This is a genomic window from Sorangium sp. So ce302, from assembly GCF_051530145.1.
Taxonomy (GTDB): Bacteria; Myxococcota_A; Polyangia; order Polyangiales; family Polyangiaceae; genus Sorangium; species Sorangium cellulosum_B.
The window spans coordinates 10,254,523-10,268,210 of record NZ_CP150326.1 but is presented as its reverse complement, the minus strand read 5'-3'; the positions used below and the strand labels follow the sequence as shown (position 1 = coordinate 10,268,210).

10 protein-coding genes are annotated in these 13,688 nt (G+C 69.8%); 9 read left to right on the top strand and 1 reads right to left on the bottom strand.

Annotated features, from left to right (window positions below; all coding sequences use genetic code 11):
* Nucleotides 1-209: 209 nt before the first annotated feature.
* From WME73_RS38820 to WME73_RS38790, 7 genes are all read left to right on the top strand, one after another.
* Nucleotides 210-1,247, top strand: coding sequence for a deoxyhypusine synthase family protein (locus tag WME73_RS38820; RefSeq protein WP_437912877.1), 1,038 nt, complete (start codon nucleotides 210-212; stop codon nucleotides 1,245-1,247).
* Between the two features lie 43 nt (nucleotides 1,248-1,290).
* Nucleotides 1,291-2,334, top strand: coding sequence for an NAD-dependent epimerase/dehydratase family protein (locus tag WME73_RS38815; protein ID WP_437741314.1), 1,044 nt, complete (start codon nucleotides 1,291-1,293; stop codon nucleotides 2,332-2,334).
* 47 nt (nucleotides 2,335-2,381) lie between these two features.
* On the top strand, nucleotides 2,382-2,540 hold the full coding sequence (locus tag WME73_RS38810; protein ID WP_437852625.1) for a hypothetical protein: 159 nt from the start codon (nucleotides 2,382-2,384) through the stop codon (nucleotides 2,538-2,540).
* Nucleotides 2,537-3,424, top strand: a complete 888-nt coding sequence (locus WME73_RS38805) for a phosphotransferase family protein (RefSeq protein WP_437912874.1) — start codon at nucleotides 2,537-2,539, stop codon at nucleotides 3,422-3,424. The genes WME73_RS38810 and WME73_RS38805 overlap by 4 nt, the downstream gene beginning before the upstream one ends.
* Nucleotides 3,425-3,793: 369 nt before the next feature.
* A complete protein-coding gene (locus tag WME73_RS38800; RefSeq protein WP_437912873.1) occupies nucleotides 3,794-5,089 on the top strand; it encodes a polysaccharide deacetylase family protein in 1,296 nt (431 codons plus the stop codon).
* A 137-nt stretch (nucleotides 5,090-5,226) separates the two neighbouring features.
* A complete protein-coding gene (locus tag WME73_RS38795) occupies nucleotides 5,227-6,045 on the top strand; it encodes a peptidyl-prolyl cis-trans isomerase (protein ID WP_437912872.1) in 819 nt (272 codons plus the stop codon).
* Entirely contained in the window at nucleotides 6,042-7,040 is a 999-nt protein-coding gene (locus WME73_RS38790; protein WP_437912871.1) for a HupE/UreJ family protein, read from the top strand. The genes WME73_RS38795 and WME73_RS38790 overlap by 4 nt, the downstream gene beginning before the upstream one ends.
* 72 nt (nucleotides 7,041-7,112) lie before the next feature.
* Here the strand turns inward: WME73_RS38790 and WME73_RS38785 are convergent, their stop codons facing one another.
* The gene (locus tag WME73_RS38785) at nucleotides 7,113-8,285 is read right to left on the bottom strand and encodes an SUMF1/EgtB/PvdO family nonheme iron enzyme (RefSeq protein ID WP_437912869.1); all 1,173 of its coding nucleotides are present in this window, start codon (nucleotides 8,283-8,285) and stop codon (nucleotides 7,113-7,115) included.
* 269 nt (nucleotides 8,286-8,554) lie between these two features.
* Between WME73_RS38785 and WME73_RS38780 the strand changes: the two genes are divergently transcribed.
* Nucleotides 8,555-11,248: a penicillin acylase family protein gene (locus WME73_RS38780; RefSeq protein ID WP_437912867.1), complete on the top strand. Its 2,694-nt coding sequence runs from the start codon at nucleotides 8,555-8,557 to the stop codon at nucleotides 11,246-11,248.
* 337 nt (nucleotides 11,249-11,585) lie between these two features.
* The gene (locus tag WME73_RS38775) at nucleotides 11,586-13,385 is read left to right on the top strand and encodes an ABC transporter ATP-binding protein (protein WP_437912866.1); all 1,800 of its coding nucleotides are present in this window, start codon (nucleotides 11,586-11,588) and stop codon (nucleotides 13,383-13,385) included.
* Nucleotides 13,386-13,688 lie beyond the last annotated feature (303 nt).

Genomic DNA, 13,688 nt, shown 5'->3' with positions numbered 1-13,688 from the left:
CCTGGCCATTGCGGCGCATGTCTCCTGCACGGTTCCCGCCCGTTGAGACGGGCTTGACACGATCCACACGATGCGTGCTACGGTCCCCCCGAAGCCACCTGACGCTGCGATGGCGGCCCGACCTGCGTCGGTCCGTAGCGCGTCCCTGGTGGCCTGCGCGACCCGAGACCACCGGGACGACCTCCGTGGTCGCCAAGGCTCGGAAAAACATGGCTGAGACGAAGTCGGCATCAACGACGCTGCCCCTCCTCTCGTTCGTTCTCCGCAACTACAAGAATTTCAACGCCCGCGCGACGCGCGACGCGCTCCTCGCGTACTGGGAGCACATCGAGCGCGGGGGGAAGATGTTCTGGGCCGTGGCCGGGGCGATGTCTTCGGCCCAGCTCGGCATCACGCTGGCGCCGGCCATCCGCGCCGGCCTGATCCACGGCATGTCAGTGACCGGCGCCAACCTGGAGGAGTCGCTGTTTCGCCTCGTGGCGCATGATGGCTACCGCGACTTCCCCGATTACCGTTACCTCACCAAGCAGGACGACACGCGGATCCTCGAGAACCGGATGCGGCGCGTGACCGACACCAGCATCCCCGAGGACGAGGCTTTCCGCGCGGTCGAGAAGCACATCGTCCCCATGTGGGAGCGGGCGACGGCGAGCGGCGAGCGCCGCTTCTGGCACGAGTACTTCTACGATCTGATCCGGGCGGTCGAGCCCGCGCTCCACCGCGGACCGCCCGAGGACTGCTGGCTGCTCGCCGCCGCGGAGGCCGGGCTGCCGCTGGTGGTCCCGGGCCACGAGGACTCGACCTTCGGCAACATCTTCGCGTCCTACGTGAGGCGGGGCGAGTGCAGCGCGAGCATCGTGAAGTCGGGCATCGAGTACATGGCCGCGCTGTACGATCAGTACCGCGCGCTCAGCGCAGGCGCGGGCGTGGGGTTCTTCCAGATCGGCGGGGGCATCGCGGGGGACTTCCCCATCTGCGTGGTGCCGTCGCTCAAGTACGACCTCGAAAAGCCGGCACGGCCCTGGGCCTACTTCTGCCAGATCTCCGACTCGACGACGTCCTACGGCTCGTACTCCGGCGCCACGCCCAACGAGAAGATCACCTGGGACAAGCTGACCGAGGACACGCCCATGTTCGTGATCGAGTCGGACGCCACCATCGTGGCGCCGCTCCTGCTCGGAGCGCTGCTCGAGTGCAAGCGCCACCCGGCCGAGGCGCGGGCCATCATCGAGGCGCGCGGCGCGTGAGGGCCGGCGGCTTTCCTTATCCCTGAAGCGAGGTTGCAAGACGATGAGCAAGAAGAAGGTCCTGATCACGGGCGGCGCGGGCTTCCTCGGGATCAATCTGGTGCGGCACCTGCTCGAGCGCGGCTATGACGTCACGTCGCTCGATCTCCTGGACTTCGACTACCCCGAGCGGTCGCGCATCCGCGAGGTGCGCGGGGACATCCGTGACGCGGCGGTCGTCGACGAGGCGGTGAAGGGGCATGACTTCGTCGTGCACACGGCGGCCGCGCTGCCCCTGTACACGGCGGAGGAGATCTACACGACCGACGTGATCGGCACGCGCCTGGTCATGAGCGCCGCGCGCCGCCACGGCGTCGAGCGCGCCGTGCACATCTCCTCCACGGCCGTGTACGGCATCCCCGATCACCACCCGCTCTGCGAGGACGACCGGCTCGACGGCGTGGGCCCGTACGGGCAGGCCAAGATCCAGGCCGAGGTCGTGTGCCTGGAGGAGCGCGGCCGGGGGCTCGTGGTGCCCATCATCCGGCCCAAGTCCTTCATCGGCCCGGAGCGGCTCGGGGTCTTCGCCCTGCTCTACGACTGGGCGCTCGACGGCAAGGGCTTCCCCATGATCGGCGATGGCAAGAACCGCTATCAGCTCCTCGACGTGGCCGATCTCTGCGAGGCGATCACCCTGTGCATGACGAAGGATGCGTCGATCGCCAACGACACCTTCAACATCGGCGCGAAGGACTTCACCACCATGGGGGAGGACTACCAGGCGGTGCTCGACGCGGTGGGCAAGGGCAAGAAGATCGTGCCCTTCCCGGCGGCGCCGGCGGTGCTCGGCCTGCGCGCGCTCGAGGCGATGGGCGTGTCGCCGCTCTACAAGTGGGTCTACGAGACGGCGTCGAAGGACTCGTTCGTGTCGATCGAGAAGGCCGAGCGGGTGCTCGGCTTCACGCCCAGGTACTCGAACAAGGACGCGCTCGTGCGCAACCTCGAGTGGTACCAGGCGCACCGGAGCGAGTTCGAGAGCCGCTCGGGCGTGACCCATCGCGTGCCCTGGAAGCAGGGCGCGATAGGCCTGTTGAAGGCGTTCTTCTGAGGGCGCGCGGCGCGGGGGCGAGCGAGCTCATCACGACCGCTCTCGCGATGCCGTTCGCGTATGCAGCTCGCCGCTTCGACCGCCTCCATCGCGGGCTCGGCGTCGTGTCGGGCCTGCTGAGCCTTGCGTTCGGCGCCTTCCTTGTCTACGAGATCGGCTTCGTGCACGGCCTGTTCACGGGCCACCCGCAGTGGACCCCGGGATGAGCATCGAGGACGACGCCCCCCTGCTGCAGGTGATGAGCCATCTCGGCCTGACCCGGGATGCGCTGCTCGGCATCGGCGGTGAAGCCTGCGTGTTCGCGCTGGGCGGCGAGCGGGTCGTGCGCGTCCACCATCCCGGGACGGTCCGGGAGACGGTCGTTCGACGAGCCCAGCTGCTCGAGGACTTCCACCAGGGCGCGAGCGCGGTGCCGTTCTCGATCCCGCGTGTCCTGGAGATGACCGAGCTGCACGGCCGCCTCATCACCGTCGAGCCGCGGCTCCCCGGGCGGCCCCTCTTGCAGGTGCTCGGCGAGGCGGCCGGCGCCGAGCGGGAACATCTCATCATTCGCTTTCTCGAGACCTCGACGCTCCTGAGAGCCCTGCGCGTGAGCGCTGCGTGGTACGGCGACCTGTGCGAAGCCGAGCCGATCCGTACGCCCTCTTACCGCTCCTACCTCGAGCTGCGCGCAAGGAAGAGCCTGACCTGCGCCGGGAGCGCGTTCGACGGCATCGAGCCGGCGCGTCTGGCCGCCGCGCTGCCCGAGCCGGAGCGACCGAGCTTCGTGCACATGGACTTCTATCCAGGCAATGTGCTGGTCGAAGGCCAGGAGGTGAGCGCCGTGATCGACTTCGGGGGCGTACCCATCGTGGGCGACGCTCGGCTCGATCCGCTGTCTGCCGTCATCTACCTCACGCCGTTCATCACCACGACTGCCACGGATCGCGATCGGCGCCTCGCCCGGGAGTGGCTGCTGGCGCAACACCTCGACGCGCTGTTCGAGCCTGCAGAGCGATGGCTCGCCGCCCGCTGGTCATTCGCGACCGACGACGTGCGCCTGCATCGATGGTGTCGACGCGTGTTGCTCGGACACCCGGGGGATCCGTGAAGCGGACCCTTGGACCCACGCGGCGGGCGGTTGCTCCGGTCGTCACCATGAGGCCGCCCGCTTGCTTTGCCGATCGTCCAGGCGGGGGTGAAAACCACCTGGCGAGTCAGGGTGAGAGCGCTGCACATGAGGCCGACGCGAAGCCCGGTACGCTCCGGCAGTCGCCGCGTCGCTAGAAAGATACGGCGGAGCGCTTCGTCGACGTGGCCCTCGCTACTTTTGGCAACGTGTGAGCCGCTCGCTACTTTTGGTAACATGTGAGCCGCTCGCTACTTTTGGTAACATGTGAGCCATTCGTGCGATGCGTCGACCCGCGTGCGTCGTGCATAATCCTTTGAGCGCCTTCCGGGGGTTTTGTATCCTTACCCGATGCTGAAATCATCGCGATTCTTCCACTTCGAGAATTTTCCTGCGTCATCGTCCTTGGCGCTCGGTGCGATGTTGTTGCTGGGCACGCTGCACGTCAGCGGCTGCAGCGATGACGGGGAGGACACCGCCGGCGGCACCACCGGTGGCCAGCAGACGACGAGCAGCAGCAGCAGCGGCGGCACGCCGGGAAGCTCCTCCTCCAGCGGCGCGGATCCCAGCACGACGTCGGCGTCGGCTGGGGGGGGCGACGGCGGCTCGAACCCCGCCGGCACGGGCGGCGCGGACCCCGCCGGCACGGGCGGCGCGGACCCCGCCGGCACCGGCGGAACGGGTGGCGCAGGAACGGGCGGTGGCGGTGACGGAGGAGCGCTGCCCGATTCCGGCATTCCGCCGGCGCCCGGCGCTGGCAATGTGCCGAAGCCGGCCGGCGCGGCCGGCGGGTTCAAGGTGATCGACTGGGCCGGCTTCGCGGGCGCTGTGACGTACAGCTTCGACGACGTGAACCAGACCCAGATCCAGCACTTCGATGAGATGATGGCGCTCGACGTGCCGTTCACCTTCTACGTCTGGACCGGTAAGCAGGAAGCGAACAACGCGGTCTGGAAACAGGCTCTGACGCGCGGGCACGAGCTCGCCAACCACACGAGGAGCCACTCGAGCAACGACAACGGCTCCGATACGGACGCCGCGACGAAGGACATGAAGGACAAGTACGGCGTCACGCCGTATACGATGGCGGCCCCGAACGGCGCGGGTGTATACGAGGGCATCGCCCGGACGCGCTTCATGATCAATCGCGGCGTGTCCAACGCCCTGATCGGCCCGAACGACAGCAGCAATCCGTTCGTTCTGCCCACCTACATTCCCCCGACCAACGCTTCCAAGGCGCAGATGGACTCGGAGGTCGCGAGCGCGCGAAGCGGCAAGAAGTGGCGCACCTTCTGCATCCACGGCTTCACCGGCGGCAGCGACGGCGCCTATCAGCCGATCCCGTTCCAGGCCTGGGTCGATCACGTCAAGGCCGTCAAGGAATACGGCGACGTGTGGATCGGCACCATGGAGACCATCGGTGCCTACTGGCGTGGCCAGAAGGCGATCACCGACGGCACCAACATGAAGAACGGGAACGACACGACCTACTCGTGGACCCTCCCCGCCAACTTCCCGCCGGGCAAGTACGTGCGCGTGACGGTGACCGGCGGCACGCTCAAGCAGAACGGCGCCACGCTCAGCTGGGATCCGCACGGCTACTACGAAGTGGCGCTCGACGCGAAGTCCGTCACGCTGTCGCCCTGACCCGAGCCGTCCGAAGCCCCGCGCCGCCACCGGCGCGGCTTCGGGCGTAGCCGACCCCGCCCAGGGCAGGTCCCTCGGCTGGGGCTTGACGTCTCCGAAGCGTTTGGGTCTCCTCTCCCCCGGCGAGAGCGCGTCTCATGTCTGACACCAGCGGTAACACCATGGGGAGCTTCGCTCGGTTGCTCCGCGAACCGGTCATTCATTTCCTCTTCATCGGCGCGCTGTTGTTCCTCGGCCACCGGCTTGTCGCCGGCGATCCCAGGGAGATCGTCGTCAGCACGGGCCTGAAGGCGGACCTGGAACGGCAGTTCCGCGACAACATGGGGCGGCCGCCGACGGAGGCCGAGCTGGCGGCGGCGCTCGACGGGTGGAAGCGGGACGAGGTGCTCTACCGTGAGGCGCTGCGGGAGGGGCTCGATCGGCAGGATGCGACGGTGCGGGTCGCGCTGGCCGAGAAGCTGCGGACACGGGCGGCTCAGCCGAGCGCGGCGCGGGCGCCGACGGATGCAGAGCTGGACGCGTGGCTGGCTTCTCACCGGAGCCAGTACGAAACGCCGCTCCGGTACGATTTCGAGATCGTAGCCTTCTCCAAGAGCGACCCGGCCGCAGAGGAGCAGCGGTCGACGTATCGACGTGCGCTGGCCGACGGTGCGGACCCAAGGACGCTCGGTCGTCCGATCGAGGGTGGCAACCTCACCCGCGATTCACTCGCAGCCAAGTTCGGACCCGCGGTCGCCGAGAGCATTGGCAGCTCGCCGCTCTCGACGTGGCAGCCCCTGGAGACCCAGGACAGCCTGCTGCTCGTGCGGGTCAACCAGATAGGCGGGGGGCTGCCCAGCCGCGAGGCGATCCGCGCGACCCTCACCATCGACTGGGCCGCCGCGAGGAAGAAGCAAGCCGTCGACGAGTTCGTCGAGAGCCTCCTCGCGCAGTACAGGTTCAAGGAGAGCCCTTGAATCGTTCGCATCTGCTCCGGCTGGCTCGGTCCCTGCCGTTCTTGCTGGCCCTGCTCCTGGCGCCTGTCCCGGCGGCCGGCCACGCGCTCAACTCAGCGCTTCTTTCGCTGACGGAGGTGGAAGGTCACGACGGGCGGTTCGCCGTACGCTGGGAGGCGAGCTCGTCCGCGCTACAGGCCGACCTCGCGACGCCCGCCGTGTTCCCCGCGGCCTGCAAGCTCGACGGAGCAGTTCTCGACTGCGGTCACGACGGCCTCGTCGGCACCATCGAGCTCCCCTGGCTCGAGGGGACCGAGACCAACGTGATGGTGGTTGTCGAGTGGCGGAATGGAAGCCGGCTTGTCCGGGTGTTGACCGGCAACGACCCGAGCCTTTTGGTCTACGGTATTCCCGCCTCCGCCGGGCTCGGCGCGCTCCGGCCGATCATGGTCGATTACACGTGGCTCGGCGTCGAGCACATCCTGACCGGGTTCGACCATCTCCTCTTCGTCATCGCGCTCACGCTTCTCGTGAGCGGCGGCCGGAAGCTGCTCGGCGCCGTCACGGCCTTCACGGTCGCGCACAGCCTGACGCTGGCCTGCGCCGTGTTTGGCTGGTTGACGCTGCCGGCCCCGCCGGTCGAAGCGGCCATCGCGCTCTCGATCGTGCTGATCTGCGGCGAGTGCATCCGGCCGACCGACTCGCTCACCCGCCGGGCCCCATGGGCCGTCACGTTCGCCTTCGGGCTGCTTCACGGGCTCGGGTTCGCGTCGTCGCTGCTCGACATCGGGCTGCCGGAGAGGCATGTGCCGATTGCGCTCTTGTTCTTCAACGTGGGCGTGGAGATCGGTCAGCTCGGCGTGATCGCGCTGGTGGTCGCGCTGCGCTTCCTTGCCGCGCGCGTCCCCACGCAACCAGCGACGGTGAGGCGCGGCGTGGTGTATGCGATGGGCGCAATGGCAGGCTACTGGTCGATCGAGCGCGTCGTGGCGATGCTGACGGACGCCAGCATGTAGCGGAGCCCGCAGGCGGCGGCGTGGAGGCGGCCCCTTCGCGCTGCGCCGCAGGCCCGACAGACGCCTCGCCGCTCACCGCTTCTCGCCGCTCCCTGGCGCGGCGGGCGCGCCGCCCCCAGGCGTCGCGTCCACCGCGCCCGGCCCGAGCAGCGTGCCGCACATCGTCTTGCACAGGATGTCGGTCGGCTTGCACTCGCACTTGCCCTGCTGCTTGAGCTCGAGCTTCCCGCGCATCTCCTCGACCGTGAACTGCGCCATCCGCTCGACCCGAGCCATGTCCCACCCCTCCTGGACCTGCCGGGGCGTCCGCGGCTCGCTGGCCTTGCCGTCGGGCTCGGCGCAGCAGCGGAAGCTCAGGAAGTAATAATAGAACCCCTCGTCGTGGGTGTAGATCTTCGGCCGGCACTGGTTGCGCACGCCCTTGTACCAGGGGCCGCCGGTGTGGACGCTGTCGAACTTGCCGCGCCAGCCGCCGCTCGTCTCGCTCGCCACCACCTCATCGGTGTTCGCGGGCAGGTCGGCGACGCCATAGTCGCTGATGCATTCGGGCTGCGACCCGCTCCGCACCCCCTTCCAGAGGCGGGCCAGCTCGCCCGGGTCGCGCTTCGCGACCTTCTTCATGTCGGGATCGTCCCAGAGGTGGTCGCCGTTGCACTTCGTCGCGTCGCGCGAGTACCCGTAAGGGAACGGCTTCATCTCGGGGCCTTCGCAGGCGAGCGTCCACTCCGATTCGGTGCAGAGGCGCTTGCCGACGGCGGCGCACTTGACCTGCGCCTGGTGGAAGCGGTTCATCACCTCGGGCCGCTCCCCCTTCCTGTTCGGCCACTCGTACGTGTCGATGCAATAGCGCTTCTTCGTCTTGTCGCCCGTGCAGCGGGCCGGGGCGGGGGCGAACTCCTCGCAGATCGTCTTCTTGTTCGACTTGTCGTACCAGCTGCGGAGGCAGCTGTGCTCGACCTCGCTGCAGTACTCGCCCTCGACGAGCTTCATGTCGGCCGGGCACGCCTGCTCCTCCGCGGCGGCGCTCTCCCCGCCGGCCGTCCCCGCCTGGGCAGCGGGCGCGCCGGCCTCCGGGGCGGCGGGCGCCGCGGCCCCGGCCTCGGCGGGGGACGGCGCGGCCGCGGGCGGGCGGCCGTCGTGCGCGCGCGGGGACGGCGCCGTCTGGGCGGGCTCCGGGGGAGCGCCGGAGCAGGCGGCGGCGAGCGTCAGGGCGGGGAGGGAGAGGGGGAGCAGGAGGCGTCGCATGCCCGGCGTCATAGTCGAGATCGCGGCGAGGGGAACCAGGCTCGCGCCGTTGGATCGACGCCGCGCGCCCTGGCCGGGCCGGAGGCGGTCCGGCGGGGGCGCGCTCCCTCCGGCGGCCGCGCGCCGGGCGCTCTCCGGGAGCCCCGGCTCCCCGCGTCGACGCTGCCGGATCTCGCCCTCTGCTCCGGCAGGCCATCGACGCGCACAGTTCGCCGTTCCCGCCGGAGGCGCGTGATATCGTGCGCCCGAAGGCAGGAGGAGTATCGCTGATGATGCGTACGGCTCGTTTCGGTTCGCTGGTCCTTGCGTTCGTCTTTGCCGCTTCGGCGGCCGCCGTTTCGTGCGGCGACGACGGCGAAGCCCCGTCCAGCGCGGCAAGTGGCAATGGCGGTGAAGGCGGCGGGGGAGCAGCGGGGGGCGGGGGAGCAGCGGGCGGCGGCGCAGGGGGATCGGACCCCGGCGGCGTGGCGATTCCCGATCTCGACGGGGATGTCCGGGCGGTGACCGACGAGCTCGGGGTCCTTCACCTCGAGTGCGCGTCCGACGACGACTGCTTCGCCGCGCTCGGTTACTTCCACGCTCAGAATCGCTTCTTCTTCATGGATTTCATCCGCAACCTCGTCGAGGGGTCGCTCGGCGGGCTGGTGAAGGCGGGCGCGCAGGTGCTCGAGCAGGACTATCAGAACCGCCATTTCTTCACGACGCGCGGCGGCGAGCCGCTCGAGAGGGCGCTCTACGAGCAGGCGAGCCCGAAGGTGAAAGGGCATCTGGACGCGTATGCGCGCGGCGTGAACGCCTGGCTCGCCGACATGCGGAACAAGAGGAACGGCGCGACGCTGACCGTCGAGTACAACCTCGCGCTCATGGTGAAGGACGCGATCCGCGACTGGACGCCGGAAGACAGCACCGCCGTCGGCCTCTACGTGCTCAACGACCTCTCGAACAACAGCGGGGAAGAGCTCGAGCTCGCGGCGCAGATACCGCTGTTCGACGCGGCGCTCGCCGCCGATCTGTTCTCGCCCGCGCCGGTGTTCGACGCGTCCACCGTGCCCGCCGCGCAGACGGCGGACCTCGTGCGGCCCTTCGCGCCGGTGGCCGTGTCGCGGCTCTCGCCGCACCGGGCGCTCCTCACGGGCGCGGCGGAGCGCGCGGCGAAGGTCGGCGACGGCCGGCGCAAGATGGCGGGCGACGCCGGGTCGAACAACTGGGCTGTCGGCCCGGGCCGCACCGAGAGCGGCCACGCCATCCTGGCGAACGATCCGCACCTGTTGCTCGGCAATCCCAGCACCTGGTTCCCTGTCGAGCTCGACGCCAGGAGCAGGGGCGACGGCGAATACCACGTCGCCGGCGCCACGATTCCGGGCATGCCGAGCGTGATCATCGGACAGAACGAGTCCATCGGCTGGGGCGTGACCACCGCGTACTACGACCTGGCCGACGTCTACCTGGAGACGCTCACCGGGGACGGCGCGTCGGTCGATTTCAAGGGGGAAGACGTGGCGATCGTCGAGAAGAAGTTCTCGTTCAAGGACGCGGCTTCCGGCGAGACGATCGAGAAGACCTTCCGCTGGGTCCCGCACCACGGGCCCATCGTGAGCGAGGACGCGGACGCCGGCACCGCCGTGACCATCCGGTGGCGCGGGCACGACGGCGGGACGGACCTCGACGCGCTCTTCGCCCTCGGGCGCGCTGGAAGCGTCGCCGAAGCCAGGAGAGGGCTCGAGGCGGCCAGCTTCGTCAGCCAGAATTTCGTCGTCGTCGACACCGAGGGGAATATCGGCTGGTTCCCGTACAGCAAGGTGCCGGCGCGGCCCTGGGCGTCGCCCGAGGTGCCCGCGTGGCTGCCGCTCCCGGGTGACGGAAGCGCCGAGTGGGGCGACCCGATCCCGTTCGCCGAGCTGCCGCAGCTCCTCAACCCGCCTCGGGCCGCGATCGCGACGGCGAACGGCGACATGACGGGCGCGACCGCCGACGGCGATCCCACGAACGACGGGCAAGGCGCGCTCCAGGCGTGGGGCAAGGCCGACGGGACGCGCGAGCAGCGGATCCTCGATCTGCTCGACGCAGGCGGCGACGCGCATTCGCCCGACACCATGACGGTGATGCAAGGCGACACGTACTCGCTCTATGGCAGCTTCGTCGTGCCTGCCGTGCTCTCGGCGGCGGAGCTGGCGACGTTGACGGACGAGGAGCAGGCCGTCGTCGACGCGCTCGCCGCCTGGGACCACACGTGTCCGACAGGGCTCGACGGGCACGATCCGGTGGACGCGGGCAAGGTGGACGACGCGACGCTCGCCGCCGAGTCGATCGGCTGCACGGCGTTCCACGCGACGTTCTATGCGATCGTGAGCGAGGCGCTGGGCGACGAGGCGGCGGCGGCGGGCCTCGATGAGCCCGGGTTCGGGCTGACCGTCGTGGCGCGCGCGCTGCGCGATCCGGCGCGCCTGAGCTCGGGCCCTCTGCTCTGGGACGACGTGACCACCGACGACGTGGCGGAGACGCAGGACGACATCGTGCTCCGGGCGCTCGCGAAGGCGGCCGCCTCGCTCGCGGTCATCGGCCCGGCGGACGACTGGCGCTGGGGCCGCTTCCACACGCTCACGCTCCGCAGCATCTTCGATAACTTCAACCTCGCCGTGTACAACGACGGGCCTTATGCCGCGCCGGGCGGGCTCTTCACCGTCAACGTCGCCAACCCGAGATCGCGCGCGCTCCCGCCGGACGGCGGAAAGCCCAGCTTCGCCTTCGCCAACGGGCCGTCGATCCGCCTGGTCATCGACGCGGATCCAGCGGGCCCGAAGATGCGCTTCGGGCTCCCCGGCGGGTCGGACCTCCACCGCGAGAGCGCGTTCTACAACAACCTCCTTCCGCAATGGCTCGACAACGAGCCGCTCGAGTTCCACTTCGGGCCGGGCGCAGTGACGGATCCGGCGAGCGTGGTAAACGTCTCGCCGGCGCGCTGACCCCGCGCGATCGCGCGGCGGGCCCCCGGCGGCGCCATGTCGCCGGGCGCCGCCGGCGCGAGCGCGCGGGTCATCGCGGCCGCGGCCCGCGCCGGCGCGTGACCCAGACTCCCAGGATCCCTCGGCTCCGCAGGTTCCTGGGGCACCGATGATTCCATTCGATCGCGCAGAGAAGACCGTTGCGCCTAGGGCTATCCCCTGCTCGTATCCGGCCGCGCCTGGCGCCTTCTCCTGCGCTGCGATGAGGCGCGAATGAGCATTGGCCGTGAAGCGATCCCTGATTCGTGACCTGCGCCGGAGTCTGAATTACTTATCTCCCCATCGCGCGAGACTTTCCGTGTGCCTCGCGCTCACGCTCGTCTCGGGCGGCCTGCCCGCGCTCGAGCCGCTCGCGCACCGCGCGATCTTCGACCAGATCTCGGCGAGCGCTGGTGTCTTTGGCTCCGGGAGCGGGCCGGCCGCGCCCGGGGAGCAGAGCGCCCGGGCCCTCGCCTGCCTGACGCTCGCCCTGTGCGCGCTCGTCGTCCTCCGGCAGATCGCGGAGGGCCTGGGGGCGTTCGCCGTGTGGCGGGTGCGGCTCCGCATCAACCGCGACCTGCTCGACGAGACCACCGCGCGGCTGCACGCGCTGCCCCTCTCGTACCATCAGGAGAGGGGCGTCGGAGAGACGATGACGCGGGTCGATCGCGGCATCACGTCGCTCATGGACTGCCTTGCTTCGGTCGCGTTCCAGCTCTTCCCGGCGCTCGTCTACCTCGTGGTCTCGCTCGGGATCATGCTCCGGCTGAGCCCGCTGCTCGCGCTGGTCGCGGTCGGGTTCATCGTGCCTCCGCTCCTCTTCGGCAGGGCGACGACAGCGCGCCTCGTGGAGCGCGAGCGCGAGGTGCTCGACCGCTGGTGCGGGATCTACAACCGCTTTCAGCAGGTGCTCTCGGGCATCAAGACGGTCAAGGCGTTCGCGCGCGAGGCGGACGAGCACGCCCGGTTCATCCGTTCCGTCGAGGAGGCGCAGGGCGAGGTGCTCCAGAGCATCCGTCTCCAGACGCGGCTCTCCGCGGGCCGGAGCGTCTGCGTCAACATCGGCCGTGTGGCGCTGCTCGGCGTGGGGGGCCTCCTCGTCCTCCGCGGGGAGCTCGGCGTGGGCACGCTTGTCGCGTTCCTCGGCTATGTCGGCGGCCTCTATGGCCCCGCGCAGACGCTCCTCGGCGTCTACGAGACGGCGCGCCGCGCCGAGGTCGGCCTGGCGGCGATCTTCGGCGTGCTCGACGCCGAGGTCGCGGTCGCCGATCCGGAGCGCGCCGTGAGCCCGGAGCACATCCGCGGCGACCTCGAGCTCGACCAGGTGAGCTTCCGCTACCAGCACGCCGCCGGGCGTGCGGTCATCGACGGGGTCTCGCTCTCGATCCGCGCCGGCGAGTTCGTGGCGGTCGTGGGCCCGAGCGGCGCCGGGAAGAGCACGCTCGCCGATCTGCTCCTGCGGCTGCACGATCCGACCTCCGGGACGATCCGCATCGACGGGCTCGACCTCCGGGCGCTGTCGCAGCGCGCGCTCCGGCGGAAGCTCGGCATCGTCACGCAGGAGCCGTTCCTCTTCGAGGACACCATCGAGGCGAACCTCCGGTATGGCTCGCCCGACGCGACGAACGAGGCGCTCCGCGCCGCGGTGAGCGCCGCCTGCGCCGAGGAGTTCATCGAGCGGCTCCCCCTCGGGTATCAGACCCTCGTCGGCCGCGGCGGCGTGGCGCTCTCCGGCGGGGAGCGGCAGCGCCTCGCGATCGCGCGCACGCTGCTCAAGGACCCGTCGGTCGTGATCCTCGACGAGCCCACGAGCAGCCTCGATATCGAGAGCGAGACCGCGGTGCAGCGGGCCATCGAGGGGCTCTCGCGGGGCCGCACCACGCTGCTCATCGCGCACCGGCTCTCCACCACCCTGCGCGCCGACCGCGTCGTCGTCATCGAGGGCGGGCGCGTCGTCGAGCAGGGCCCGCCCGCGGCGCTCCTCCGCCGCGGCGGGGCGTATCGCCGGATGATGGATCTCTGGCGGGCGCACGAGCCCTCCAGCGCGAGAGGCCTCGGCCACCGAGCGGATGCGCTGGAGCCAGCGCTGATCGAGGCCGCGGCGGCGGCCGGCGCGTGAGCGGATCCCGAGGCGCCGGTCAAAGCATGAGCGCGGACCCGGCGTCGCAGTGATTCAGCTCTGACCCGCGGCGAGCAGCCCGAAGATAGCCGAATCGAAACGACCGAACGTCGAACAATCGTGGTTCGGCGACGTCGACGCCAGCCTGCGACCTCGTCATACAGATTGCTTTCTACAAAATGAAAGCAGCCCCGTTCGGCGCGTCGATCGCGCCGCTTGAATCTCGCATTGAACGCCCCGTCAGCGCGTCGATTTGCCGGTGAGCGAGCTTTACTTATCGCATTCGAAAGCTACCCTCCATTC

Coding starts and splice junctions, on each gene's coding strand:
- WME73_RS38820 (WP_437912877.1), top strand. CDS start 210: ATGGCTGAGACGAAGTCGGCATCAACGACGCTGCCCCTCCTCTCGTTC.
- WME73_RS38815 (WP_437741314.1), top strand. CDS start 1,291: ATGAGCAAGAAGAAGGTCCTGATCACGGGCGGCGCGGGCTTCCTCGGG.
- WME73_RS38810 (WP_437852625.1), top strand. CDS start 2,382: ATGCCGTTCGCGTATGCAGCTCGCCGCTTCGACCGCCTCCATCGCGGG.
- WME73_RS38805 (WP_437912874.1), top strand. CDS start 2,537: ATGAGCATCGAGGACGACGCCCCCCTGCTGCAGGTGATGAGCCATCTC.
- WME73_RS38800 (WP_437912873.1), top strand. CDS start 3,794: ATGCTGAAATCATCGCGATTCTTCCACTTCGAGAATTTTCCTGCGTCA.
- WME73_RS38795 (WP_437912872.1), top strand. CDS start 5,227: ATGTCTGACACCAGCGGTAACACCATGGGGAGCTTCGCTCGGTTGCTC.
- WME73_RS38785 (WP_437912869.1), bottom strand. CDS start 8,285: ATGCGACGCCTCCTGCTCCCCCTCTCCCTCCCCGCCCTGACGCTCGCC.
- WME73_RS38780 (WP_437912867.1), top strand. CDS start 8,555: ATGATGCGTACGGCTCGTTTCGGTTCGCTGGTCCTTGCGTTCGTCTTT.